Annotated in this window: 25 protein-coding genes; 12 read left to right on the forward strand and 13 right to left on the reverse strand. The window is 39.3% G+C overall.

Annotated elements, in window-relative coordinates; genetic code table 11:
* Window positions 1-31: 31 nt before the first annotated feature.
* Both B4A24_RS15605 and B4A24_RS15610 read right to left on the reverse strand, forming a co-directional pair.
* On the reverse strand, window positions 32-766 hold the full coding sequence (locus B4A24_RS15605) for a TIGR00730 family Rossman fold protein (RefSeq protein ID WP_293946034.1): 735 nt from the start codon (window positions 764-766) through the stop codon (window positions 32-34).
* Entirely contained in the window at window positions 759-1,601 is an 843-nt protein-coding gene (locus B4A24_RS15610) for an ATP cone domain-containing protein (RefSeq protein WP_293946035.1), read from the reverse strand. The genes B4A24_RS15605 and B4A24_RS15610 overlap by 8 nt, the downstream gene beginning before the upstream one ends.
* 118 nt (window positions 1,602-1,719) lie before the next feature.
* Between B4A24_RS15610 and B4A24_RS15615 the strand changes: the two genes are divergently transcribed.
* Together B4A24_RS15615 and B4A24_RS15620 are read left to right on the forward strand one after the other, a co-directional pair.
* Complete coding sequence (locus tag B4A24_RS15615; RefSeq protein WP_094256439.1) at window positions 1,720-2,013, forward strand: YgaP family membrane protein; 294 nt, start codon at window positions 1,720-1,722, stop codon at window positions 2,011-2,013.
* 66 nt (window positions 2,014-2,079) lie between these two features.
* Complete coding sequence (locus tag B4A24_RS15620; RefSeq protein ID WP_293946036.1) at window positions 2,080-2,763, forward strand: SIR2 family NAD-dependent protein deacylase; 684 nt, start codon at window positions 2,080-2,082, stop codon at window positions 2,761-2,763.
* A gap of 188 nt (window positions 2,764-2,951) precedes the next feature.
* Here B4A24_RS15620 and B4A24_RS15625 read toward each other — a convergent pair whose 3' ends face one another.
* The 8 genes from B4A24_RS15625 to B4A24_RS15660 all read right to left on the reverse strand — a co-directional run bounded on the left by B4A24_RS15625 (window position 2,952) and on the right by B4A24_RS15660 (window position 11,546).
* The gene (locus B4A24_RS15625) at window positions 2,952-3,197 is read right to left on the reverse strand and encodes a hypothetical protein (protein WP_293946037.1); all 246 of its coding nucleotides are present in this window, start codon (window positions 3,195-3,197) and stop codon (window positions 2,952-2,954) included.
* A 103-nt stretch (window positions 3,198-3,300) separates the two neighbouring features.
* Window positions 3,301-4,632: an NADP-specific glutamate dehydrogenase gene (gdhA, locus tag B4A24_RS15630; protein WP_293946038.1), complete on the reverse strand. Its 1,332-nt coding sequence runs from the start codon at window positions 4,630-4,632 to the stop codon at window positions 3,301-3,303.
* 546 nt (window positions 4,633-5,178) lie between these two features.
* Window positions 5,179-6,423, reverse strand: a complete 1,245-nt coding sequence (locus B4A24_RS15635; protein ID WP_293946039.1) for a sulfate adenylyltransferase subunit 1 — start codon at window positions 6,421-6,423, stop codon at window positions 5,179-5,181.
* Between the two features lie 31 nt (window positions 6,424-6,454).
* Window positions 6,455-7,345, reverse strand: coding sequence for a sulfate adenylyltransferase subunit CysD (gene cysD, locus B4A24_RS15640; RefSeq protein WP_172394109.1), 891 nt, complete (start codon window positions 7,343-7,345; stop codon window positions 6,455-6,457).
* A gap of 53 nt (window positions 7,346-7,398) precedes the next feature.
* A complete protein-coding gene (locus tag B4A24_RS15645) occupies window positions 7,399-8,100 on the reverse strand; it encodes a phosphoadenylyl-sulfate reductase (protein ID WP_286857380.1) in 702 nt (233 codons plus the stop codon).
* Window positions 8,090-8,668 (reverse strand): precorrin-2 dehydrogenase/sirohydrochlorin ferrochelatase family protein, encoded by a 579-nt coding sequence (locus B4A24_RS15650; RefSeq protein ID WP_286857381.1) that lies wholly within the window; start codon window positions 8,666-8,668, stop codon window positions 8,090-8,092. The genes B4A24_RS15645 and B4A24_RS15650 overlap by 11 nt, the downstream gene beginning before the upstream one ends.
* A gap of 2 nt (window positions 8,669-8,670) precedes the next feature.
* Window positions 8,671-9,429: a uroporphyrinogen-III C-methyltransferase gene (gene cobA / locus B4A24_RS15655; protein WP_293946040.1), complete on the reverse strand. Its 759-nt coding sequence runs from the start codon at window positions 9,427-9,429 to the stop codon at window positions 8,671-8,673.
* Between the two features lie 11 nt (window positions 9,430-9,440).
* Window positions 9,441-11,546 (reverse strand): HEPN domain-containing protein, encoded by a 2,106-nt coding sequence (locus B4A24_RS15660; protein ID WP_293946041.1) that lies wholly within the window; start codon window positions 11,544-11,546, stop codon window positions 9,441-9,443.
* A gap of 135 nt (window positions 11,547-11,681) precedes the next feature.
* Here B4A24_RS15660 and B4A24_RS15665 point away from each other — a divergent pair, with 135 nt between their 5' ends.
* From B4A24_RS15665 to B4A24_RS15680, 4 genes are read left to right on the forward strand one after another with little or no spacing between them, the layout of a single operon-like run.
* The gene (locus B4A24_RS15665) at window positions 11,682-12,662 is read left to right on the forward strand and encodes a PstS family phosphate ABC transporter substrate-binding protein (protein ID WP_288808533.1); all 981 of its coding nucleotides are present in this window, start codon (window positions 11,682-11,684) and stop codon (window positions 12,660-12,662) included.
* Window position 12,663: 1 nt separating this feature from the next.
* Window positions 12,664-13,560, forward strand: a complete 897-nt coding sequence (pstC, locus tag B4A24_RS15670; RefSeq protein WP_108634290.1) for a phosphate ABC transporter permease subunit PstC — start codon at window positions 12,664-12,666, stop codon at window positions 13,558-13,560.
* A complete protein-coding gene (locus tag B4A24_RS15675) occupies window positions 13,553-14,404 on the forward strand; it encodes a PstA family ABC transporter permease (RefSeq protein WP_293946042.1) in 852 nt (283 codons plus the stop codon). The genes pstC and B4A24_RS15675 overlap by 8 nt, the downstream gene beginning before the upstream one ends.
* On the forward strand, window positions 14,362-15,171 hold the full coding sequence (locus tag B4A24_RS15680; protein WP_172394117.1) for a phosphate ABC transporter ATP-binding protein: 810 nt from the start codon (window positions 14,362-14,364) through the stop codon (window positions 15,169-15,171). Before B4A24_RS15675 ends, B4A24_RS15680 begins: the two co-directional genes overlap by 43 nt.
* 90 nt (window positions 15,172-15,261) lie before the next feature.
* Here B4A24_RS15680 and bshB1 read toward each other — a convergent pair whose 3' ends face one another.
* The 3 genes from bshB1 to B4A24_RS15695 all read right to left on the reverse strand — a co-directional run bounded on the left by bshB1 (window position 15,262) and on the right by B4A24_RS15695 (window position 17,365).
* Window positions 15,262-15,993, reverse strand: coding sequence for a bacillithiol biosynthesis deacetylase BshB1 (bshB1, locus tag B4A24_RS15685; RefSeq protein WP_293946043.1), 732 nt, complete (start codon window positions 15,991-15,993; stop codon window positions 15,262-15,264).
* A 161-nt stretch (window positions 15,994-16,154) separates the two neighbouring features.
* Window positions 16,155-16,646, reverse strand: a complete 492-nt coding sequence (locus B4A24_RS15690; RefSeq protein WP_293946044.1) for a glutathione peroxidase — start codon at window positions 16,644-16,646, stop codon at window positions 16,155-16,157.
* Between the two features lie 86 nt (window positions 16,647-16,732).
* Window positions 16,733-17,365 (reverse strand): DUF4294 domain-containing protein, encoded by a 633-nt coding sequence (locus B4A24_RS15695; RefSeq protein ID WP_293946045.1) that lies wholly within the window; start codon window positions 17,363-17,365, stop codon window positions 16,733-16,735.
* 150 nt (window positions 17,366-17,515) lie between these two features.
* Here B4A24_RS15695 and B4A24_RS15700 point away from each other — a divergent pair, with 150 nt between their 5' ends.
* The 6 genes from B4A24_RS15700 (at window position 17,516) to B4A24_RS15725 (ending at window position 24,453) form a co-directional block, all read left to right on the forward strand.
* Window positions 17,516-19,735, forward strand: a complete 2,220-nt coding sequence (locus B4A24_RS15700; RefSeq protein ID WP_172394121.1) for a RelA/SpoT family protein — start codon at window positions 17,516-17,518, stop codon at window positions 19,733-19,735.
* Between the two features lie 77 nt (window positions 19,736-19,812).
* Entirely contained in the window at window positions 19,813-20,304 is a 492-nt protein-coding gene (locus B4A24_RS15705; RefSeq protein ID WP_172394122.1) for a Fur family transcriptional regulator, read from the forward strand.
* 130 nt (window positions 20,305-20,434) lie between these two features.
* Window positions 20,435-21,712 carry an adenylosuccinate synthase gene (locus B4A24_RS15710; protein WP_172394123.1) on the forward strand — a complete coding sequence of 426 codons (1,278 nt, stop codon included), beginning with the start codon at window positions 20,435-20,437 and terminating at the stop codon, window positions 21,710-21,712.
* 3 nt (window positions 21,713-21,715) lie between these two features.
* Window positions 21,716-23,005, forward strand: coding sequence for an anthranilate synthase component I family protein (locus B4A24_RS15715; protein WP_293946046.1), 1,290 nt, complete (start codon window positions 21,716-21,718; stop codon window positions 23,003-23,005).
* 108 nt (window positions 23,006-23,113) lie between these two features.
* Complete coding sequence (locus B4A24_RS15720) at window positions 23,114-23,731, forward strand: TatD family hydrolase (protein ID WP_293946047.1); 618 nt, start codon at window positions 23,114-23,116, stop codon at window positions 23,729-23,731.
* On the forward strand, window positions 23,728-24,453 hold the full coding sequence (locus B4A24_RS15725) for a tRNA threonylcarbamoyladenosine dehydratase (RefSeq protein WP_104381936.1): 726 nt from the start codon (window positions 23,728-23,730) through the stop codon (window positions 24,451-24,453). The genes B4A24_RS15720 and B4A24_RS15725 overlap by 4 nt, the downstream gene beginning before the upstream one ends.
* The last annotated feature ends 44 nt before the right edge of the window (window positions 24,454-24,497 follow it).

Raw genomic sequence — 24,497 nt, forward strand, 5'->3', positions numbered from 1 at the left:
GTACAGCCCCATAGGGGCAACAGTTTGTTTTCTAAATCGCCTTTTTCTCACCCAGTATCCAACTAGGTTTTGGTTCTTTGAGTTCGACAATTTTATTGGTATTAGCGTATTTCATGATATGAAGCGCAGCTTCATGGATATCATCGGTGAACAATAATAGATCCTGGTCTTCAGGACTGATGGTTTTGGCTTCAATCATCATATCAACATGTTCTTTGATGTTTTTATGGTAATCCATTCCCATAATAACGATGGGGAACTGCGAGATCTTCTTCGTTTGGATGAGGGTTAGGGTTTCGAAAAACTCATCTAAGGTTCCAAAACCGCCTGGCATAATGACGAAGGCAAATGAATACTTGCGTAGCAATTCCTTTCTTACGAAGAAATATTCGATATTCACGAACTTATCCATATAGGGGTTATGCATCTGTTCATGAGGTAATACGATATTACAGCCTACAGAATTTCCATCGACATCTTTCGCACCACGGTTTGCGGCTTCCATAATTCCGGGGCCACCGCCAGTCATAATGGTAAATCCTTGTTCCGCAAGCTTCGCAGATAGCTCCCTTGCCTGAATATAATAGGGATGGTCTTCTCCAAATCGAGCCGAACCAAATACTGTGACACAGGGACCAACGAAATGTAAGGTCCGAAATCCTTTCATGAATTGAAATACTACGCCAAGTGCATATTTCAACTCATTCCAACGTCCCCGAGCGCCTTTGAGAAAATTTATCTCTTCTCTTACAAATTTATTACTCATGTTCTAATGGACTGTTAATTAATTCATTCGCCTCCTTGAGGATAAGTTTTTGTTTATCTTTAGCAACTTGAATTTTATCTAATATTTGAGGCGATTTCACTAAATCTTTTACTAAAATACATTGAAACTTCAATAACATCGCTTTATCCTGGGCTGTAATATTGGTTAAGCAGGTAACTGGATACTCCGCATTGCTATCTACTCTGGTTTTTAAACAGCTTCCCTTGGGATAATCCCAGGACAATAGATTTACCTTATAATATTCACCAAATGTAACAGAATCAGAGGTTAAATAGGCATTGGTAACCAACCAGCCATCGGTAAACTCATGATTCTTATTGAAGAAAGTATATGATATCCCGGTGATATCTTCCTTTCTGGACTTAAAATACATAGGAGTGGTCACAGATATCTTCGCATCGGCATCATTTCTGAATTTGCATTCAATGGCTAGCATTTCATCTCCCTTCAGGGCAACGACATCAATCTCATGGCTTACAGCATGACCTTGTACAGTTTGGCCAGTCACGGCTTCATAACCGTCTTCCTGAAATAAGCGTGCAATCCATTTCTCAAAATAGAAACCTTCAGGGCCCAATTCGCGAATTGCTCTCTTAAGGCTGTAACGAGCAGCATAAGAATTTTTCTTGCCTCTCAGAGCATTAAATGCCATCTCATAGAGTTCTTTAGTGGTAATCCCATCATATAAAGAACCTTTAATGGAGTTATATACCAAATTTACTTCTTGTTCATTTGCTCCGGAACGGGTTAAGGAGCGTCGTAATGCTGTTTCATCAAAAGGCACCAGCTCACCTGAATATTTTTTTACGCGCATGTTTTTCTTTTCTGTATGAATTTACAAATATTAATGTCCTAAACACAAAATTTATACCCAAGTAGAAACATTTTAATATTTCAATCGTTATATTGTATAGGATTAAATTTCGAAAATTATGAGCGGTATTTTAAATTTTGCAATAGACAAGGTAAAAACTAAACTCGAGGAATCCTGCGAATATGGAAACGTAGGTACTTCAGAACGTATATTATCGGTAATTGCTGGTGGATTTATTGTTGGAATGGGCGCAAGAAAGCTTTTGAAGAACCCCATTACAGCATTTTCAGGAATCACTTTAGGTGGTGCACTTATTCTTAGAGGTGTTACAGGAAGTTGCCCAATAAAGGAGGCAATTGAAGAAAAGAAACCTGAAGCAACAGTAATTGAACACAGATATTTTGTAAAATAAAAAACACAATTATTTTTACAGTCGGTTTCATTGAATAATGAAACCGATTTTTTTTAATCCATATTTATGAAAAAGATAGTCGTTTTTACTGGCGCTGGTATATCTGTTGAAAGTGGACTTCCGACCTTTAGAGGGTCGGACGGACTTTGGGAAGGTCATCGAATTGAAGATGTCGCAACACCTGAAGCCTGGCAACGTGACCCGGAATTAGTACAGAAATTTTATAATAAAAGAAGAGCAGATTGCCTCAGTGTGCAACCTAATCATGCACATTTGAAATTAGCTGAACTTGAGAAGGAATATGATATCACCATCATTACTCAAAATATAGATGATCTACATGAGCGTGCTGGAAGTAATAAGGTTCTACATTTACATGGGCAAATTCGGAAATCACAATCTTCTGTAAATCCTAATCTAATTTATGATATAGAGGGAGCTGACATCAAGACTGGTGATCAATGTGAATTGGGTTCTCAGCTACGGCCGCATGTCGTTTGGTTTGGGGAGCAGGTGCCAAATATGAATGAAGCTTATAAATTGGCAAGACAAGCAGATGTCTTTATCACCATCGGAACTTCCTTACAAGTATACCCAGCAGCCAACCTGATTTATGAAACTAAACCTGATTGTAAATTGATTCTAATTGACCCCAATGCTGAGCAATACAATGTGCCACCGGTAGTTATTAAAATTACGGAAAAAGCGAGCAAAGGTGTTGATTATTTGGCGAATTTGCTTGCAAAATAAAATTTTGTACACACATATAATAATACTATTTATCAGATAGGTATATGTTTTATATGTATTTATAGTTCAATTTAAACAATTTGTTTAGGGTATAAAAAAACCTCCAAAGCCAAATTTTATTTTGTGTTGAAGGTTTTTTATTTATAACTAATAAATATTCAGTATGTTATAAATACCATATATAGTAATTATTGATATTTATTATATGTTTCCAAAATTGAGGCTCTCATTTGGGAAAACAGGTCTAAAACCTTTTTCATAAATTCATCATCAAGCATTTCAAATACTCCATTGACTCCACCTACAACATCAGCTTCAGCTAATTTATAGGATTGCTCCAAACTCCCTTGTTCAAATTTGATGATGAATTTTTGATTCATTCCAAAGATCGAAATCTTGCAATCAGGATGGGGGAGTTCCGCTATTAATCTCATGTAAATCTCTTGTTTTAAAAATTACCATAAAAGTATAAAAAAACGCCCAAATGAAATACATTTGAGCGTTCAGGATTATGATATGATTAGAAAAAGGCTGAGATTATACAACTCCCTGAGCTTTCATGGCATTAGCTACTTTAATAAAGCCGCCAATATTGGCACCTTTTAAGTAGTTTACAAAATCACTTTCTTTGCCATATTTCAAACAAGTCTCGTGAATGCTTTCCATAATTGTTTTCAGTCGGTTATCGACTTCTTCGGTACACCATTGTGTACGGATCGAATTTTGGGACATCTCCAAGCCACTGACAGCAACACCACCGGCATTCGCCGCCTTCCCTGGAGCAAAACTAATTTTAGCATCTAAGAAAACCTTAATTGCTTCGGCAGTGGAAGGCATATTAGCGCCCTCAGCGACACAGATACAACCATTTGCCACAAGCGTTTTCGCGTCCGATTCATCCAGTTCATTTTGCGTCGCACATGGTAGAGCGATATCACATTTAAACTGCCAAGGTTTTTGTCCCGGTAAAAATTGTGCATTTGGATAATGAGCAGGATATTGGTCCAAATTCCGCCCCAAAGTTGCTCCAAAAGCCATTTTTTCCTTGTCAAAGCCATCTGGATCGTATAGTGTACCCAGGCTGTTAGAAACAGTAATTACTTTTGCCCCTAATTGCATTGCTTTTTCAACCGCGTAAAATGCAACATTACCAGCACCAGAAACTGTTGCCACTTTCCCTTTTAAGGATTGTCCTTTATGTTTAAATATGCAGTCGACGAAATATAATAGGCCATATCCAGTAGCTTCGGGACGAATATAGGAACCACCCCATAGCTCTCCTTTACCTGTCAGAACCCCAGTAAAATTATTCTGAAGGCGTTTAAACTGTCCGAATAAAAAGCCAATTTCACGCCCACCGACACCAATATCCCCAGCAGGAACATCTGTATCTGCCCCGATATGGCGATATAATTCTGTCATAAAACTTTGGCAAAAACGCATAATTTCATTATCTGATTTACCTTTAGGATCAAAATCAGAACCACCTTTACCACCACCGATCGGCAAGCCGGTTAAACTATTTTTGAAAACTTGTTCAAAAGCTAGGAATTTCAAGATACTCTGATTCACAGAAGGAGCGAAGCGGAGTCCTCCTTTATATGGACCTATAGAACTATTCATTTGCACACGGTACCCACGGTTTACCTGTACTTGATGATTATCATCTAACCAAGTTACACGAAAAGAGATAATGCGTTCAGGTTCAGTAAGGCGTTCAAGAATTTTTTGATCGAAAAATTCAGGATGATTGTTGGTGATATAAGGAAATAAATCCTCTGTAACTTCTTTTACTGCTTGTAAGAATTCTGGTTCATTTGGATTGCGTTTCTCAACGCTCGCAATGAACTCGTTAAAATTTTTTGACATGTTTTAATTAGTAAAATTTCCCTTTGGCTGGCACTAATTTATGTATTTTTTAATAGAAAACCAATTTTTATTAATTTTTTACAAATTTTAAGTAATTATAATGAAATTTCGAATTCTATACTATATAAGCTAATCTAGCTTGATTATATCGAAATGTAGCCTAAATCAAATCATCTATGTATTTTATTCGACATTTTGAATAAAAAGAAGAATCAATTTCGTTCTTACAACAAAACAGACAAAACGTCGTAATTTGTGCAATATAGTTCTTATAAATTTTAATATTTACAAGAACTTACAGCGTTACACTAAATTTGTTCCATAAAAACAAAATTTCTATACTCAAGTATTATCATAATTGTGCAAATTGTCGTGTAGAAGGGTGGATTTATAAATCACTATTTAACATAATATAAATTATAATAACTATATAGATTCATGAAAACAGCAGCTTTTAAAAGAATTATTGTAAATAAAAAAGGAATCCGGGCATTGCGCCCGGATTCCTTAATAAATATTTAGGTTGAATATTTACAGATAAAATTATTAATCAACAGCTTGAATCATCAGCGCGCCAACTGTTAGATTAGTCCGTGGATCAATCACGATCGCTTGCGAATTCGCGGCATTTTCTGCCTGTAAATCGAATACAATATTTTCAGCAGATTTGATCGCGATCCGGCCAATATCATTGAGCTTGATCGTTTCGTTAAAGACTTTTTCCTGTGTATTGATGTCAAATTTATAAAGCACATCAACAATCTTTATTTTTGTCAATTTACTATGGCTCTGTAGCAAATAGATCTGTTCGGTATCCAGAGGTTTATTGTCAAACCAACATACATTTGCCTGTATATTGCGCTCAAATTTTGGTTGTTTTTCAACATTTGCAATCGTGTCGCCGCGACTAATGTCCACATCGTCTGTTAAATGAAGAATAACTGACTGTCCATTTTCTGCCCGGTCAAGCTGCAGACCGTTAAATTCTATGGCCTTCACAGTGCTGTATGTTTCTGAAGGATAAATGATTACCTGATCACCTACCGTAAGCCCCTCTCCTAACACTCGACCTGCATATCCCCTATAATCATGGAGGTCATCCGTTTGTGGCCTTACAACCCATTGTACCGGGAATCTCCAGTTCGCTGCCTGATTTTCGTGAATTTCAACATTTTCCAGGTAGTCCAACAACGATTCTCCTGAATACCAGAGCATACGCTCAGATTTATGAACAATATTGTCACCTTTCAATGCGGATACAGGGATAAAATCAACGTCCTGAAGTCCTAGATTGGCAGCCAATTGCTGATAGTCATTTTTGATTTGTTCAAAAACAGCGGCGCTATAATCCACCATATCCATTTTATTGACACATACTAATACCTGCTTCATCGCTAGCAATTTAGCAATAAATGAATGCCTTTTAGTTTGTTCAATCACTCCCTTCCTTGCGTCTACCAAGATAATAATCAGCTCAGAATTAGACGCACCAGTAACCATATTTCGCGTATATTGGATATGGCCGGGAGCATCAGCGATAATGTATTTTCGCTGATCGGTCTGAAAATATTTGTAAGCAACATCGATGGTTATTCCTTGTTCGCGTTCTGCTTTTAATCCATCTGTTAATATCGCTAAATCTACTGTTCCATCATCATTTTTTCGATTGGCACGTTGTATCGCTTCCAATTGATCGTCCAAAATAGAATTGGTATCGTATAGCAATCGACCTATTAGCGTACTCTTACCATCGTCTACCGAACCAGCTGTTATAAATTTCAATATATTCATTGTTGTCAATATCAAGTTTAGATTTGAGGAATTAAAAATACCCCTGTTTTTTGCGTTCTTCCATTGCTGCCTCGGATACTTTGTCATCCATCCGGGCCCCACGTTCACTGACTGTTGATGCTTTGATTTCCGCGATGATATCATCCAATGCAATTGCTGTAGAATCTACTGCTGCTGTACAGGTCATGTCACCCACGGTCCTGAAACGAACAGATTTAGTTTCGATAACATCATCCGCATCAATATTTAAAAATGGTGCAGCTGCCATTAATTGTCCGTTACGGGTAATTACCTCCCGTTCATGGCTAAAATAAATGGATGGCAATGCGATTTGTTCGCGTTTGATATAATTCCAGACATCGAGCTCAGTCCAATTTGAAATCGGAAATACCCGTACATTCTCGCCTTTGTTTATCTTACCGTTGAAAATACTCCACAGCTCAGGTCTTTGTCTTTTTGGGTCCCATTGTCCAAACTCATCACGCACTGAGAAAATACGTTCTTTTGCCCGCGCCTTCTCCTCATCTCTGCGTGCCCCTCCGATACATGCATCGAAACCGTGTTTCGAGATTGTCTCGAGTAAGGTGACAGTCTGAAGTGCATTACGACTTGCATTTTTTCCTTTTTGCTCAACGACTTTGCCCTGATCTATACTATCTTGTACATAGCCCACAATCAGTTTTTCTCCGATCTCTTCAATAAGGCTGTCACGGAAAGCAATAGTTTCCGGGAAATTGTGCCCCGTATCAATATGAACCAGAGGAAAGGGAAATTTACCCGGCCTAAAAGCTTTTTTTGCCAGATGAACCAATGTGATGGAATCTTTTCCGCCCGAGAATAATAATGCCGGTTTTTCAAACTGTCCGGCGACTTCTCTTAATATATATATTGCTTCCGCTTCTAAATGATCTAAATAGTCCATTCTTTGAAATAATAAATTTGATTTAATGAATTCGGGTTTACGCTTTTTTAAGATTAAGATTTAACAGCATGTAAACCACATTCTTTTTTACTCTGATCTTCCCACCACCATCTTCCGGCCCGAAAATCTTCTCCTTCCTGAATAGCCCTTGTACAAGGTTGGCAGCCAATGCTCGGAAATCCTTTGTCATGTAATACATTATAGGGAATATACTGTTCCTTGCAATACATTTTTACCTGCTCGAAGGTCCAGTCAAACAGCGGATGGATTTTTATGATATCATTTACTTCATCATACTCTACAAAATCCATATCATGTCTGTTGACCGATTGTTCAGACCGAATGCCGGTAATCCAAATTTTTTTTCCTTTGATAGCACGCTGCAAGGGTTCAATCTTCCTGATCCGACAACATTCTTTACGATTTTCAACAGATTCATAGAAAGAATTAGGTCCCTTTTTACTGATAAAATCTTCCAGCAATGTTGTATCCGGTGTGTATGTCTTGATATTCAACTGATAACGTTCCAATGTACGGCTCCACAAGGAGTACGTTTCTTTGAACAATCGTCCAGTATCCAACGTAAAAATCTCGATACCGATATTATTTTTGCCGATCCATTCAGTGATAATCTGATCTTCTATCCCAAAAGAAGTCGAAAAAACAACTTCAGAAGGATATCGTGCTGCAATTGTCTGCAGCATCTCCGCCCCCTTTTTATCGCCGATAATTTCTTTAATTTCCTTAACGCTCATGACGTAATATATTTTTGGTATGTTCGTTCAGCTTCTTTACCTTATATTCAAAATCACCTTTCAGTTGTTCTCGATACGCACTCATCAACGATAATGTCTCGTCAATCTCTTCCGGCAACATTTCATTTAACAGCTCTTTGATTCGTTTTGCGATTGTAGGTGACTTACCATTGGTTGAAATTGCTACTTTTAGATCACCTTTTTTCACAATAGATCCCAGATAGAAATCACATAATTCTGGTTTGTCTGCTGCATTGAAAAGGATATTATTAAATGCAGTCAATTCGCGCAATTGTTCATTTAATTCTCGATTATTCGTTGCAGCTATGACAAGCTGCATATTTTCGAGATCATTTATCTCAAAAGGACGTATATTGAGTTTAATTTGAGGATATTGCTTGATCAGTATTTCAAATTCTGGGACAATTTCTTTCGCTACTATGTTTAAATTCAAAGCGTTATCATTTGATACAAGTGCTTGAAATTTTTCCATCGCAACATTCCCTCCTCCTACTAATAGGGTATGAATTTGATTGAGTTTGATGAATATGGGAAATAGTTGGTTCATAGCTACAAAGCTAAAGCTTTTTCTTTAATCTGTTGAAACGCCCTGTGTTTTGCTACGACTTCACCAATAATTATAATAGCCGGTACACCAAGTCTTTTTTCGGTAGATTCATCCAATATATTTTCCATTGTACCCAATACAATCTTTTCATTAGGTAATGAGCCGTTCTGAATCAATGCGATTGGTAAATCATGAAGATTCTTATCCCGGTAAATAGCCACGATCTCAGCCAGTTTTCCATATCCCATTAAGACAACGACAGTCGCTTTGGACTCGGCAGCCAAATATAGGTCGCTGGACAAGCTGCCATCGGATTTTGATCCGGTTATCACCCAAAAACTTTCGCTGATCCCCCTATAAGTCAGAGGAATCTGCTGTAACCCTGTCAGACCAATTGCGGAGGAAATACCCGGTATGACTGCTGTTCCAATACCATATTGTGCCACATGATCGATCTCCTCACCACCGCGTCCAAAGACAAATGGATCCCCTCCTTTCAAGCGCACAACATGCCCATAATTCAAAGCATAGTCAACCAATAGGCGATTAATTTCATCTTGAGAGGTTGAAAGCTGTTCGGCACGTTTTCCGACGTAAATTTTTATACAATCTGTTTTCGCATAATCCAATAGTTCTTCATTGACAAGCGCGTCATACAAAATAACATCCGCTTTCTGGATTGCTTTGATCCCTTTGAGGCTAATCAAGTCTGGGTCTCCCGGCCCAGCGCCTACCAAAGTTACTTTTGCTTCTATCGACATTCCGTTCCCTCCTAAGCCAATACAGGCGTTAAATTTTTACGTTGATAAACCTCATTGATAAACTTTGTGGCCTCTTGTAGATAGCCTGTTGCAAAGCCCTCAGTAGGTTCATTTTTGCTGATTTGTAAGACAAGTTCCGGAAATGACTGATCAAAGTTATATTCCCCGGACTCCACAAAATGTGTCTGGAATTCGTTGATCACTGTATTTTGTGTGCTTGCACTGATACCTTTATCTAATAGCAAAGCTTTCGCTGCCTGAACAAAGGCATTGTAAGCATGATAGATAGCGTCTGCGAATTTTGCTTCCCCAAATGTCTCATTTGCCCATTGTAGTTTTTCCTCCGCCTCATAAATTAATGTTGCCACTAAATCAATCACCACCCCGGCACACTCACCCACGCCTATCGCTGTTTGGAAAGTACCTTCATGTCCCCAATCCACAAATTCATCTTCCGCAAGCGTCGTCAGATCCGACAGTGGTTTTAATAGATTGTAAAAATAATTTTTACCCTGTCTGTCGTAATACGCATGGAAATTCTCGGTCTCTTCAGCATTCTTTTTATAATCGTTCAATACGAATTCAACCACATGCAATACCCTTTTGGTCGGTACTTTGATAATCCGTTCGGCTACCCGGCCTTCACCGTCGCCGATCGTACCACCACCAAGCATAACCTGAGCAGCGGGAACTACCTTGCCCTCTGCTTTAACCGAGCTGCCATGGAAACCAATATGCGCCAGTCCATGTTGACCGCATGAATTCATACAACCGGATATCTTGATTTTCAGGTCTCTGTTGAAAACAAAATCTTGGTGGAATTCGGCTATATACGATTCGATGACCCGCGCCATTTCGGTACTGTTTGAAATACCAAGATTACAGGTGTCCGTTCCGGGACATGTGGTCACATCTGCAGTACTGTCGAAACCTACCTGCGCAAGATCCAGCGATTTGAGTAATTGATAAATATGAGGTAGCGTTTTTTCGGTTGCATACTTCAATAACAAACTTTGGTTTTGTGTTATCCGGATATCATCCGCAACGAGATCTTTTAAGCCAGCGACTAGGGTCCGCGCTTTATCGGTACCGATATCCCCGGTAGAAACACGTACATAGACACCGTAATAACCTGCTTGCTTTTGTTCAAATGTATTCGTATTCTTCCATACCTGATAATTTAAGTCGGTATCCAGATCAAGTACGGTAATTTGGCTGTCATCCGGTGGCAGCGGTTGCTCAATTTTGGTTCGATCAATAGCAAAAGTCTTTACTTTTGTAGCAATCTTTTCAGCTTCGATCAGATTTAATACCTCTTCAAGACCTAGTTTTTGAATAAGGTATTTAAAACGGGCTTTATTTCGGTTGTTACGCTCGCCATATCGGTCGAATACTCTTAATGTAGCCTCTATGTAAGGAATAAGTTCATCTTCCGGAAGAAATTCATTTGTTAGCGATGCTAAAAATGGTTGCGACCCCAGTCCGCCACCTAGCAGCACTTTGAAACCACGTACTTCCACACCGTCCACATACTTCAGTTTTGGAATAAAACCCAAGTCATGAATATAGGAAAAAGCGGTATCCTCTTCACTTGCTGAAAAAGACATCTTGAATTTTCTACCCATCTCCGCACAGACCGGATTACGTAGAAAATATTCAAATGTTGCCTGTGCATACGACGAGACATCAAAAGGTTCCTTCGGATCAATACCCGAAGTTGGCGAAGCCGTTACATTACGAACGGTATTACCACAGGCCTCCCTTAAGGTAATATCATCCTCTGCCAATTTTGACCAAAGTTCTGGCGTACGATCCAGACTAACGTAATGGATCTGAATATCCTGACGTGTGGTCAGGTGCAGGTTGCGACTTGCATATTCATCAGATATTGCCGCTATTTTGATTAACTGTTTAAAAGTAACTTTTCCAAATGGAAGTTTGATACGAACCATTTGAACCCCTGGTTGTCTCTGTCCATATACTCCCCTGGCTAGACGCAATGATCTAAATTTTTCATCAGCGATCTTACCTTCGTGAAATAATCGAATCTTTTTTTCAAGTTCAATAATCTCCTTTTCCACGACTGGATTTTCTAATTCTGTACGGAAGCTTTGCATAAAACAAATAAAATCTATTGATTTAGTATTCTTTTCTCGAGTCAAATGTAAAAATATTTTTTTAATATTCTATAATATCTACCAAATTAATATATATTTGCCGTATAAAATTTAATATACTAAACCTGTAGACTAATGGGTGTAACGATAAAGAGATATTTTATAATTCTGATTTTTAGCTTTATAACCGTACTTAAGATCACATCCTGCGCACCAAAAGTAAAGAATGGATATAGTAAAGAGCATGGATTTGAAGGTAATATTTCACTTTCTGGAGCCTTCGCACTCTACCCTTTGGCTGTAATCTGGAGTGAAGACTTCAAAAAAATTCACCCGCATGTCCGTTTTAATATCTCTGCAGGCGGTGCAGGAAAAGGAATTGCCGATGTGTTAACAGGCATGGTAGACATTGGTCTGGTATCACGAGATTTGCATCCACAAGAAGTCAAAAAAGGTGCTGTCCCTATTATTGTAGCCAAAGATGCTGTGATATGCACATTGAATCCTGCTAACCCGAATTATAAAGCACTACTGAAACGCGGCTTAACGGAGGATGAGCTTGCAGATATTTTTGTCAGTCGAAAATTTAAGACATGGAATCAAATTGATCCGCAATTTACTGCAGATCAGATTAATGTTTATGTACGTTCGGATGCCGCCGGAGCAGCAGAAACCTGGGCCAAATTTTTTGGGCGTAAACAGGAAGACCTGCAAGGCGTTGGAATCTTTGGTGATCCCGGTATTGCCCAAGCTATTAAAGATGATAAGTTTGGCATTGGCTTCAACAATATTAATTACGTATATAATTTAAAGACAAACAAAGTGTTTGACCATATTGATGTACTGCCATTGGATTTAAATAAAAATGGACAGATTGAAGCCGACGAGCAATTCTATGGATCGCTATCAGACTTGACCGGAGCTGTTGCAGCAGGCAAATATCCCGCGCCCCCCTCCCGCGATCTGACATTTGTCACACGTAATAAAACAGAGTCTCTGCTTTTGAAGGAATTTATCTCTTTTGTGCTGCAGAAACAGGCGCAGTCACAGTTGCTTGAAAATGGTTATGTACCATTGAGTGAAACACTGATCAATGACGAACTAAATAAGTTATAGCATGCTAAATACACGTCTAGTTAAAGATACCTTAGTAAAACGGTCCACATTTTTGTTACTGCTGATTTCACTATCAGTTGTCGTTATTATTGCGGTCGGTTTAACTGTAAAATCCATTCCGCTATTTGAATACAGCAACATATTTCAGCTATTGACAGATAAGGTATGGGCACCTATGAAGGGCTCATTCGGATTTCTGCCTTTTATCGCCGGTACACTCGCTGTCACATTGATATCGCTTGCCATCGCAATACCACTGTGTATATTGACGGCAGTTTATCTGACTGAATACGCTTCGGATGCGCTAAAAAACATGATGCTTCCGCTTGTCAATATCTTGGCGGCCATACCACCGGTATTATATGGTGTTTGGGGAGTATTATTTATCGTCCCTTTGATCCAGCTTTATATTGCTCCGATTTTTGGTGTGGTGACATCCGGTTATTCGGTATTAGCCGGTGGCATCGTACTGGCGGTCATGATTTTTCCGATCATGATTTCCATTATGGTGGAGGTGCTTCAAACGATTCCGTATGAATTAAAAGCTGCTTCTTTGTCTTTGGGAGCAACAAAATGGGATACCATAAAACATGTTATTCTCAAAAAGGCAAAACCTGGTATCATCGCCGCCATAGTCTTATCGACCTCCCGGGCATTTGGAGAAACGATTGCAGTATTAATGGTTTGCGGGAATGTACCCAAGGTACCCACATCCATATTTGATGCCGGTTATCCCATCCCCGCTTTAATCGCCAACAATTTTGGTGAGATGATGTCCATCCCTCTTTATGAGTCTGCTTTGATGTTTTCAGCACTATTGCTATTTGTCATCATATTTATTTTCAATTTAATATCACGTCTTATATTGAGACGACTCGAAGGAGGTTTAGATGGATAACACCAAAAGAAGATTAATAAGCGAAAAGATCGCGAAGGGTTTCATGCATCTATCCGGAATTACAGTAACCGCTTCCCTGTTTTTTATTGTAGGTACGATTCTCTATAAGGGACTTCCCTACCTCAATTGGGAAATGGTCAGTCAGTTGCCCAAAGGCGGATTTTACATCGGCAAAGAAGGTGGAATCTTAAACGCCATATTAGGTTCACTCTATCTAGCAGGTGTAGCGACTGCCCTATCGGCTTTTATTGGTATTCCAATATCACTTTACCTGAATATTTATTTGGGTACAAAATCCAAAGTAACACAATTTTCGAAGCTGTTGTTTGATGTGCTTTATGGAGTACCATCTATTGTGTATGGTGCTGTCGGCTTTGGTATTATGGTCTATTTTGGAATTAGAGCATCACTATTGGGCGGTATCATAACAGTCACGCTATTGACGATCCCTATTGTGGTACGTACAGTAGACGAGCTGATCAAAACGATTCCTGAAGACCTGAAAAATGTCACTCTTTCCTTGGGTACCACACGCTGGGAGCTTGCGAAAGTCATGTTGCGGAGTATTCGTGCTGGATTATTGACAGCTATTCTATTGGCGTTCGGAAGGGCAATCGGTGATGTCGCGGGCGTATTATTGACGACTGGGTTCAGTGACAATTTGCCTAAATATATTGACGAACCAGCAGCAACACTTCCCTTGGCTATATTTTTTCAGTTAAGCAGTCCAATTCCTGAGGTACAGGGGCGAGCATATGCTTCGGCTCTGGTTTTAACTATCATCATTTTAATTATCGTAGTATGCACGCATATCCTTCAATCGAAACAAAAGAATCGTCGTTAAACAGTCCTTTGACTGATCCTCACATTCAGATCAAGGATCTCAATGTATATATCGATGGGAGACATATTTTAAAGAATATTAATCTTGCCTTACCGAACAATAGCGTAACCTCTATTATCGGACCTTCAGGCTGTGGCAAGACCACATTGCTGAAAACCCTGAATCGCCTGGTCGACGACACAAAAGGTGTTGAAATAACGGGATCTGTGCTTGTAAACGGTGAGGATATTTATGGTAAAAATACCGAAGTAACGCATATTCGTAAAAAAATGGGACTTTTATCCCAAAAACCTTATCCATTACCGATGTCCATCTACGACAACGTAGCTTATGGCCCGCGCATACATGGCACTAAAAATAAAAAAGAACTGGATAAGATTGTCGAGACACAATTGCGAAATGTAGCCCTATGGGATGAGGTCAAGGACCGTTTGGGGCATTCCGCAAGCGGGCTTTCGATTGGACAGCAACAACGGCTCTGCTTAGCGAGGGGACTTGCTGTAGAACCCGAAATTATACTTGGCGATGAATCAACTTCTGCATTGGACCCGCTATCCACAGCAAAAATTGAAGAACTACTCATCGAACTAAAGCAGGATTATACCATTGTTCTGGTGACACACATTTTACGACAAGCCCGAAGAGTGTCTGATTATATCATTTTTGTTTATGGTGGAGAAATCCTTGAATTTGGTCCCACTGAGCAAGTGCTGTTAAATCCACAGCATGAAATCACAAAACAATATGTAAAGGGTTTTATCTCCTGATAGATTGCCTGCCGTTTATAAAAAAGCCGAGGATTCTATGTATCATAAAATCCTCGGCTTTTCACTCCTTTATCCTTTATTGCAACTTCGTTATCTTAGATCGAATAGATCATCAACGCCTAATATTTTTTTCGATGTAAATCCTTCAGCATACTTTGCCTGGATGTAACGACCGAATTCCCTTGCTCTGGCAGCGGTAGATTCCATAAAATCCGGATTGGAGATATACGTTTGTGGCTCGTCAGGATTGATATTTTCGCCCGTATAGAATTGCGTTTTATAGGCCAGGATTGATTTCTCCTTTATGGCATAGTAGTCCGTAATATCGATGACTACATCGGGTTTGATGTAATAATCCTGCACAAATTGCAATACTAGACGTGGACGAAAGGCTTCTTGGATTTGATTATTTTGATCTCTGGTTTCCACCTTTCTTAACCCCGAAAGGAAGCAGGCTTCGTTCACAAGCTGCCCTGCTCTGCCATGATCCGGATGACGGTCAGTAATCGCGTTGGTGATAACGATTTCAGGCTGGTATTTCCGTATGGCACTTATAATAGCCATTTTTTCCTCGATGGCATTTTCAAAAAAACCGTCTCTCAAACCGAGATTTTCACGCGCTGCCAGTCCGAGAATAGCTGCTGCATCTTTTGCTTCTTGTGCTCTGGTCTCCGCAGTACCTCGTGTCCCCAGTTCACCCTTAGTTAAGTCTAGAATTCCCACTTTTTTTCCTTCGGCAACATATTTTGCCATTACTCCGCCTGCACCCAATTCTGCGTCATCGGGATGCACGGCAATGACAAGTAAATCTAGTTTTAGCATATTTATATCTTTTTTTGTTTATAGCTTCCAATATCAGCAAAATCGGCAAAAATCAGTGTGATACAATTCACCACTCCATATTGCGGGCTTGTGTTGAAGACAGCCGGCACATACAGGTCTTACTGGTATGAAACCCAGGCCAAAGGTAGGAAGTTTGTAGGTTACTCCTCCAAAAGTCGTTCGATATTACGACAAATTTTACCTGACAATGGCGAAGTCATAGGATAATAGAAATCCACGACTTCCCCCTGCCTGTTGATCAAGTATTTATGAAAGTTCCAGGTGGGCTTGCTATTTATATGCCCGTTTTCCGCCTTATTTGACAGGAAACTATACAATGCCGTCGTGTAGGTGCCAATGACATGGCTACGTTTAAAAACCGGAAAACTGACCTGCTGGTTTATTCTACAGAATGTCTCCAATGTACTGCCAGTCAGGGGTTCTTGATTCCGAAAGTTATTGGACGGAAATGCCAGTACCTCAAATCCCCTTTCTTTATACTTTTGATAGAGTTTTTCGAGCGATTTAAACTGTCTTGTGAACAGACACTGACTCGCTGTATTGACGACCAATAAAACCTTTCCTTCAAAATCTCCAAGAGATTTCATGGTTCCATTGAATTGCAAAGCATCAAAGTCATATATCGTTTTCATATTGTCTTATTTAGGTATTACATAACGATCCCGATCCTAATCAAAGTATCTTCGTGACCTATATATATACGAGTATATATGTGGTCCTACATCACCGGTTTGGGTCTCGACCGTTCAAATTCACGGATGATATTTTCGATTTCGAAGTCCTCTTTTGGATCGTATGCTGATTTCAAATTATGCCCAAAAATTTTGGCAACTCCCTGATAAAAAAATGCGGAAATCCCACCTTTCATTTCCTTCACCATTTCATAGCTCGTGTGTCCGGTATAGCGATCGATCAGCTTTATTAGGATTTTACCCTGGGAAATGGTCATATTTTTAATTTCCCTATTAAACATTTGTTTCACATCGTTTTCACACCTTTCCACTAGAGCTTCATGTTCTTTTTTATTGGATGTCATAGCCAGATCCCGATCCAGTTGGTCGTATCTTTTTTGAGCATATATCGCATAAGGAAGTACTTTCAGTACATTTCTTCTAAAACGTAGATATTCCCGTCGAGCTTCCTCACTTGACCAAACTCGTTTTCTAACGATAACTACCTCAGGAATAGGAAACCAAGGCAATATCTCACCTGAGGGCAGCGTTGTTGTCATATAATCCGTTACTGTCTCCTGCGACCCTTCTCCATATAATGGCAAAACAAGCGACTGAGCCTTTGCCACATCTAACAAAGCCCCAAGAAGAAAAAACAAAACGCATACTGTTGTCTTCATCTGAACGACTATATAACTCTTTTCATTTGTCAATGCTATTATATTTTGGTAAATTTATTACAAAATAAGTTAGCTTGATAATTGTATTTAACATACATTAACTAAATTAAACAAAAATACTCAAAAAAACATCATTTACCTGCAACGTTTATGAAAGATTATGTGATTGATATTGAAGCAGAAAACAAAGAGATAAGAAAACGTTACCGTGCATTATTGCGTGCCTGTAAGCCTACTTTGCAGCGCGGGGACAAACAAGAGATTCGTAAAGCTTTTGATTTGGCCCTGGATAGCCACAAGGAGATGCGCCGCAAATCAGGAGAACCCTATATTTATCATCCGATTGCGGTAGCGCAGATTGCCGCCGAGGAAATTGGTTTAGGGACGACCTCCATTGTATGCGCTTTGCTCCATGATGTTGTTGAGGACACCAATGTAACCTTGGACGAAATTGAGGAAATGTTTGGAAAAAAAGTTCGTCGTATTATCGACGGATTGACAAAAATTTCCGGAATATTTGACCCCAATAGTTCAATGCAGGCCGAGAACTTTCGTAAAATGTTGCTCACGCTTGCTGATGACGTACGCGTTATCCTTATCAAATTGGCGGATAGGCTGCACAATATGCGGACGATGGAATTTATGGCAAGAGATAAACAGTTGAAGATTGCCTCGGAGACCAGTTATCTTTATGCTCCCTTGGCGCATCGTTTGGGTTTGTATGCGATCAAATCCGAATTGGAAGACTTGTCCATGAAATTTACTGATCCAGATACCTATAAATTTATTGCGCGAAAACTGAACGAAAAGAAAGCCGAACGGGAGAAATTCATAGGTGATTTTATCGGTCCTATTACAGAAATTTTAGAAGAACAAGGAGTTAAAGCCGCCGTATTTGGAAGACCCAAATCGATTCATTCGATCTGGAACAAGATGCGCAAAAAGTCAATTCCATTTGAAGAAGTATATGACCTATTTGCGATTCGTATCGTTATTGACGCGGTGGATGAGAAGGAAAAAACCGAATGTTGGAAAGTATATTCCATCGTAACGGATTTATATCGTCCTAACCCGGACCGTTTGCGCGATTGGATCTCTTCACCCAAAGGAAATGGCTACGAATCCCTGCATACCACGGTAATGGGCCCCAAGGGGCAATGGGTGGAAGTACAGATTCGGACCAGGCGGATGAACGAGATTGCGGAAAAAGGGTTTGCGGCACACTGGAAATACAAAGAGTCCAATTCCGATTCAGGCTTGGATCAATGGATCAAAAAGGTACGTGATGTACTCAGCAGCCCTGATCAGAATGCCATGGATTTTGTGGATGATTTCAAGATGAACCTGTTCTCGGATGAAATTTTTATCTTCACACCCAAAGGTACCTTAATTCAATTGCCGAATAATGCCACCGCTTTAGATTTTGCTTTTGAGATCCATTCTGATATTGGTGCAAGTTGTATCGGTGCGAAAGTAAACCATAAACTTGTTCCACTTAGCCATGTTTTGCAAAATGGTGATCAAGTAGAAATTATCACATCAAGCAAGCAATCTCCGAAAGAAGACTGGCTGAATTTTGTGGTTACGGCAAAAGCAAAATCAAAAATTAGATCCTCCCTTAAAGAAGAAAAACGAAGAGTTGCCGAAGATGGTAAAGAGATCTTGGAACGCAAATTGAAGTCTTTGAAGGTAACGTACAATACAGATAATATTAATAAAATTGCTAATTATCTAAAGTATCCAAGTTCTCAGGACCTATTTTACAACGTAGCGAAGGGTATTGTTGATATCAAACAATTGCGTGAATATGTAGCCCACGAAAAAGCAGTCGAAATCAATGTAGGATCTTCTTCGGGGAATCAGTTTAACAGTCATATTGGTGGTTTAGTAGAGAAAATCAATAAAAAAGAATTCGACACCATTCTTATAGGTGATGATATGCAAAAAGTTGATTATACGTTAGCCCCTTGTTGCAATCCAATTCCGGGAGACGATATCTTTGGTTTTCTGACAGTCAATGATGGTATCAAGATTCACCGTACCAGTTGTCCGAATGCATCCAAATTAATGGCAAATTATGGGTACCGTATCTTAAAGGCTCGTTGGGCGTCGACTAAAGACTCTGCATTCCTGACAGGCTTGCATATCGTAGGGATCGACGATGTCGGATTAGTCAACAAACTTACTACTGTCATTTCTCAAGAATTTGCCGTCAATATACGTTCTTTATCCATATCAAGTAATGACGGTATTTTTGACGGGAATATTATGGTGTATGTCAATGATACGCAGCAATTGGAGAGCTTGATGAAAAACCTTAAACAAGTAAGAGGAATAACAGGAGTAAACCGTTATGAATCTGAAAATTAATCAAATGAATCTCACAATCTAGAAATACTATCAAATGTCAATCTAAATTGGTAAATTTGTACAAGAATACTTTTACTATGAATCAAGCTGAAAATTTTGCAACTGTAAAAAAAATCTTTGAGGCCTACTTAGAAAATAAAAATCTAAGAAAAACTCCAGAGCGTTATGCTATCTTGGAAGAGATTTATTCACGTACTGATCATTTTGATGTAGAATCTTTGTATATCCATATGAAGAACAAAAAATATCGTGTCAGCCGTGCTACAGTTTATAATACCCTCGAATTATTGGTATCTTGTGACTTGGTAACAAAACACCAGTTTGGCCGTAATATGGCTCAGTTCGAAAAATCTTATGGCTTCAAACAACACGACCACGTGATTTGCATCGAGTGTAATAAGGTTGTCGAATTTTGTGACCCCCGTATCAATCAGATTCAAAGCCTTATGGGAGATTTGTTGAAATTTGATATTAAACACCACTCTTTAAATTTATATGGTGTTTGTCAAGATTGTCAAGAAAAAAATAAAAAAGAAGAAATCGTAGCCCAGGAGGCTATTTCAAATTAATCTTATATTTTTGTTAAATATAATAGTACATTTGTTCAGGAATGTTCAGGAGAAAAATTCCTGAACATTTTTATTTTTTTAATGAGTCTATTTTTATTAATAACATTTTAATTACTATACTTTAAAAGCTATGCAAGTTGATGTGCTTTTGGGCTTACAATGGGGCGACGAGGGTAAGGGTAAAATCGTAGACGTATTTTGTCCAAAATACGATTTAATCGCTCGTTTCCAAGGCGGCCCTAACGCCGGACACACGTTGGAATTTGATAACAAAAAATTCGTGCTCAACACAATTCCATCTGGTATCTTCAATGAAGGTACACTAAATCTTATTGGTAATGGTGTCGTTATCGATCCGATTATCCTAAAAAGAGAATTAGACAACCTTAAGACAGCTGGTTTTGATCCGGTGGGTAAAGGCAATTTGGTATTAGCACGCAAAGCACACCTTATTTTGCCAACACACCAATTATTGGACGCTGCTTCAGAATCAAAAATGGGCGCAGGCAAAATTGGATCTACATTGAAAGGTATCGGTCCGACCTATATGGACAAAACTGGTAGAAATGGCTTACGTGTAGGTGATACAACGCTTCCAGACTTTCAAGAACGTTACCAAAAGCTGAAAGAAAAACACTTGAATATTCTTTCACACTATGGTGATATTCCTGATTTTAGCGAAAAAGAACAAGCATTCTTGGCTGCCGTTGAATTTATTAAAACCATTCCGCATGTTGATTCAGAACATTTAGTCAATCAGTATCTGAAAGAAGGCAAACGTGTATTGGCTGAAGGTGCCCAAGGTACCCTTTTGGATGTTGATTTCGGTTCTTACCCATTTGTGACTTCATCCAACACGACCACCGCTGGAGCTTGTACAGGTCTAGGTATTGCACCGAACAAAATTGGTAAGGTATATGGAATTTTTAAAGCCTATGCAACCCGTGTAGGTGGAGGTCCCTTCCCGACTGAACTTCATGATGAAACAGGAGAAAAACTACGTCAATTGGGGCATGAGTTCGGAGCTACAACAGGACGTGCGCGTCGTACAGGCTGGATTGATATCCCTGCGTTGAAATATGCAATTATGCTGAATGGCGTTACAGATCTAATCATGATGAAGGCCGATGTATTGGATACTTTCGATAAGATCTACGCTTGTACACATTATAAATATAATGGTGAAGTGATTGACTATATGCCATATGAGATTATTACACATCAGGCAGAGCCAATTTTGGAAGAAATTCAAGGATGGAAACAAGATTTGACAGGCATCACATCTGAAGGAGAGATTCCTGAAGCATTAAATAACTATATTTCCTATTTAGAGAAGGCTCTCGAAGTCCCTATCACAATTTTGTCGGTAGGCCCAGATCGTAAGCAAACATTGGCTTTATCAAAGTAAAATATGCGGATCGAAAGTTTTGATCTTCTCGATTCTAAAGATAAATTTCATCAAAAAGCCCTGCATTGGTCAGGGCAATTTGATGAAATTTCTTTCTTTAATACCAATGGGTTACCTGACCAATGGGGAAAATTTGAGAGTGTATTGGCAGTGAAGGCTCTGCATTCATTTTGTGCAGATGAGAATGTATTGGATCAATTACAACAATTCCTAATCAAATATCAATGCGAGTTTATTCCAGGGTTTCTATCTTACGATCTCAAGAATGAGATTGAAGAACTACAAACCAGTGCAATTGACAAACTTGGATTTCCAGCTGCTTATTTTTTTGTTCCCGCGATTACAATCAAAGTGGCGGGAAAGCAAGTAATCATCGAAGGCGATGATCCTGTTGCGATCTATCAGTCCATCTGTAATACAATACTCGAACAGGAAGATGCCGACCTAGATCTAAAGTTACGCTCACGGTGGACAAAAGAAGAATACTTTGATGCCTTTGATAAAGTGCAACAGCATATCCAACGTGGTGACATATACGAGGTAAATCTCTGTCAGGAATTCTTCGCTGAAAATGCAGATATTTCTCCGATTGAGGTCTATCTAAAATTGAATGCTGTTTCACCTACCCCATTCAGCAATTTTTTTAAAGTTGGACATCATTCTATCATGAGCGCTTCTCCAGAGCGTTTTTTGGCAAAAAGAAAAGGTAGGTTAATATCTCAGCCAATTAAGGGCACAGCTAAAAGGGGTGTCACGGAGCGCGAAGACCGGGACATTATCAATCGTATGCTCCAATCGCAGAAGGAGATCGCCGAAAATGTAATGATCGTAGATCTTGTTCGCAATGATTTAACACGGAGCGCGCTTCCCGGGACAGTTGAAGCCACACGTTTGTTTGAAATCCAGTCTTTTAAACAAGTACATCAGATGATATCTACCATCAGCTGCATACAAGACCCCAACGTGTCCAATATGGATGTCTTTAGACATACCTTTCCTGCCGGCTCCATGACAGGTGCTCCCAAGATTGCTGCCATGCGTATTTGTGATCAGATTGAAGGCTCCAAAAGAGGAATTTACGCAGGTTCGGTAGGCTATTTTGATACTATTCGTGATGAATTTGATTTTAATGTCGTAATCCGTTCAGTCCTGTACAATCAACGCGAAAAATACCTATCCTTTCATACCGGCGGAGCCCTCACCAACCAAGCACTAGCGGAGCAAGAATATCAAGAATGTCTTTTAAAGGCTTCGGCAATTTTGCAGGCACTCAACAGTAAGTTGGAGCAATAAAACTATACTAAATTTGTAGAGAATATTTTTTGCTTCAACTATTTTTTCGACCTTTGTCCTTTGACAATGCTGGTTCCCTATATCGACATACATACACATCGGCTTGATATGATACAGGACGGTTTCAACCGATCTGTTATAAATATCGCATTGAACCATAATGAGACTATCATTGAGGGAGACTGTTCTATCGGTTTGCATCCCTGGTATATCGACAACAATACAGAAAAAACCTTGGAATTGATGCAGGAAATGATTCAAAAAGGGAATGTTGTGGCATTAGGCGAATGCGGTCTAGACAAAAATAGCGCTGTCTCTTTCGAGCTGCAGCAACAAGTTTTCGATCAGCAAGTACTATTGGCTATTGCCTTTCAGAAACCACTGATTATTCACTGCGTTCGTGCTTTTCAAGAAGTTTTGGCCTCTTTGGTAAAAGCTAAATTTCATTTACCGGTTATCTTCCATGGTTATCGCAAGAATTGGACTTTGGCCAAACAGCTCATAGACAAGGGGTATTACCTTTCGATTGGTATCCATTGCTTGAATGGCAGCCAGGACGAAGTCGTAAGAAATATCCCCCTTACACATTTATTTTTGGAAACAGATACCTATACAGCAACAGATGTTGCTACCCTATATCAATATGTCGCCCAAGTCCGATCTATTCCAGTAGAGATGCTAAAGCAGGCATTATATCATAATTATAAGATTGTATTAAAAAAATGAAAGATTTAAGTTGGCTGTCACGCACCGAGGCACTGGTTGGTAGGACAGCTTTGGAAAAATTAGCGAATTCACACGTGATGGTTCTGGGCCTAGGCGGTGTGGGTTCCTTTGCGGCTGAATTTATCTGCCGTGCGGGGGTCGGTAAGATGACCATAATAGATGGTGATACCGTAGACCCCTCCAACAGAAATAGGCAGTTGCCGGCTCTTGCAACGAACCATGGTGAAGCAAAAGCTGAAATCATGAGACAGCGTCTTTTAGCTATTAATCCAGAATTGGAATTGACCGTGATCCAGGACTTTATTATCCCTGAAAAAATACCGGCTTTATTGGAAATGGCCCCCGACTATTGTGTGGAAGCCATCGATAGTATTACACCGAAGTTATTTTTCATCAGACTGGCATTGGATGCAAAAATGCCATTTGTAAGTTCAATGGGTGCAGGTGGTAAAGTTGACCCGACAAAAATTGAGATCGCTGATATCAGTAAATCGTATAACTGTAAGCTGGCCCAACATATTCGTAAAAAATTACGTAAACATGGGATACGAGATGGTGTTAAAGTTGCCTTTTCAACTGAGCTTCCGGATAAAAGCTCCTTACTATATACCGATGGGAGTAATTTCAAGAAATCAGCTTATGGAACAATGTCCTATCTACCCGCAGCGTTCGGAGGTGCTATTGCCTCGGTCGCTATTCGGGATTTGATGGAAAATGTTTAAATTAGGTGTAAATAAACATATGCATAAATAGTAAAAGCTACCCA

The organism is Sphingobacterium sp. UBA7249 (assembly GCF_002472835.1).
Taxonomy (GTDB): Bacteria; Bacteroidota; Bacteroidia; order Sphingobacteriales; family Sphingobacteriaceae; genus Sphingobacterium; species Sphingobacterium prati.

What these genes read in the sequence shown, in the direction of transcription:
- B4A24_RS15625 (WP_293946037.1), bottom strand. Translation starts at nt 3,197, where the DNA reads ATGAGATTAATAGCGGAACTCCCCCATCCTGATTGCAAGATTTCGATC.
- B4A24_RS15705 (WP_172394122.1), top strand. Translation starts at nt 19,813, where the DNA reads ATGAATCAAGCTGAAAATTTTGCAACTGTAAAAAAAATCTTTGAGGCC.
- B4A24_RS15700 (WP_172394121.1), top strand. Translation starts at nt 17,516, where the DNA reads ATGAAAGATTATGTGATTGATATTGAAGCAGAAAACAAAGAGATAAGA.
- bshB1 (WP_293946043.1), bottom strand. Translation starts at nt 15,993, where the DNA reads ATGCTAAAACTAGATTTACTTGTCATTGCCGTGCATCCCGATGACGCA.
- B4A24_RS15615 (WP_094256439.1), top strand. Translation starts at nt 1,720, where the DNA reads ATGAGCGGTATTTTAAATTTTGCAATAGACAAGGTAAAAACTAAACTC.
- B4A24_RS15610 (WP_293946035.1), bottom strand. Translation starts at nt 1,601, where the DNA reads ATGCGCGTAAAAAAATATTCAGGTGAGCTGGTGCCTTTTGATGAAACA.
- B4A24_RS15665 (WP_288808533.1), top strand. Translation starts at nt 11,682, where the DNA reads ATGGGTGTAACGATAAAGAGATATTTTATAATTCTGATTTTTAGCTTT.
- pstC (WP_108634290.1), top strand. Translation starts at nt 12,664, where the DNA reads ATGCTAAATACACGTCTAGTTAAAGATACCTTAGTAAAACGGTCCACA.
- B4A24_RS15720 (WP_293946047.1), top strand. Translation starts at nt 23,114, where the DNA reads ATGATACAGGACGGTTTCAACCGATCTGTTATAAATATCGCATTGAAC.
- cobA (WP_293946040.1), bottom strand. Translation starts at nt 9,429, where the DNA reads ATGTCGATAGAAGCAAAAGTAACTTTGGTAGGCGCTGGGCCGGGAGAC.
- B4A24_RS15605 (WP_293946034.1), bottom strand. Translation starts at nt 766, where the DNA reads ATGAGTAATAAATTTGTAAGAGAAGAGATAAATTTTCTCAAAGGCGCT.
- B4A24_RS15725 (WP_104381936.1), top strand. Translation starts at nt 23,728, where the DNA reads ATGAAAGATTTAAGTTGGCTGTCACGCACCGAGGCACTGGTTGGTAGG.
- B4A24_RS15695 (WP_293946045.1), bottom strand. Translation starts at nt 17,365, where the DNA reads ATGAAGACAACAGTATGCGTTTTGTTTTTTCTTCTTGGGGCTTTGTTA.
- cysD (WP_172394109.1), bottom strand. Translation starts at nt 7,345, where the DNA reads ATGGACTATTTAGATCATTTAGAAGCGGAAGCAATATATATATTAAGA.
- B4A24_RS15710 (WP_172394123.1), top strand. Translation starts at nt 20,435, where the DNA reads ATGCAAGTTGATGTGCTTTTGGGCTTACAATGGGGCGACGAGGGTAAG.
- B4A24_RS15620 (WP_293946036.1), top strand. Translation starts at nt 2,080, where the DNA reads ATGAAAAAGATAGTCGTTTTTACTGGCGCTGGTATATCTGTTGAAAGT.
- B4A24_RS15645 (WP_286857380.1), bottom strand. Translation starts at nt 8,100, where the DNA reads ATGAGCGTTAAGGAAATTAAAGAAATTATCGGCGATAAAAAGGGGGCG.
- gdhA (WP_293946038.1), bottom strand. Translation starts at nt 4,632, where the DNA reads ATGTCAAAAAATTTTAACGAGTTCATTGCGAGCGTTGAGAAACGCAAT.
- B4A24_RS15635 (WP_293946039.1), bottom strand. Translation starts at nt 6,423, where the DNA reads ATGAATATATTGAAATTTATAACAGCTGGTTCGGTAGACGATGGTAAG.
- B4A24_RS15680 (WP_172394117.1), top strand. Translation starts at nt 14,362, where the DNA reads ATGCACGCATATCCTTCAATCGAAACAAAAGAATCGTCGTTAAACAGT.
- B4A24_RS15690 (WP_293946044.1), bottom strand. Translation starts at nt 16,646, where the DNA reads ATGAAAACGATATATGACTTTGATGCTTTGCAATTCAATGGAACCATG.
- B4A24_RS15660 (WP_293946041.1), bottom strand. Translation starts at nt 11,546, where the DNA reads ATGCAAAGCTTCCGTACAGAATTAGAAAATCCAGTCGTGGAAAAGGAG.
- B4A24_RS15715 (WP_293946046.1), top strand. Translation starts at nt 21,716, where the DNA reads ATGCGGATCGAAAGTTTTGATCTTCTCGATTCTAAAGATAAATTTCAT.
- B4A24_RS15675 (WP_293946042.1), top strand. Translation starts at nt 13,553, where the DNA reads ATGGATAACACCAAAAGAAGATTAATAAGCGAAAAGATCGCGAAGGGT.
- B4A24_RS15650 (WP_286857381.1), bottom strand. Translation starts at nt 8,668, where the DNA reads ATGAACCAACTATTTCCCATATTCATCAAACTCAATCAAATTCATACC.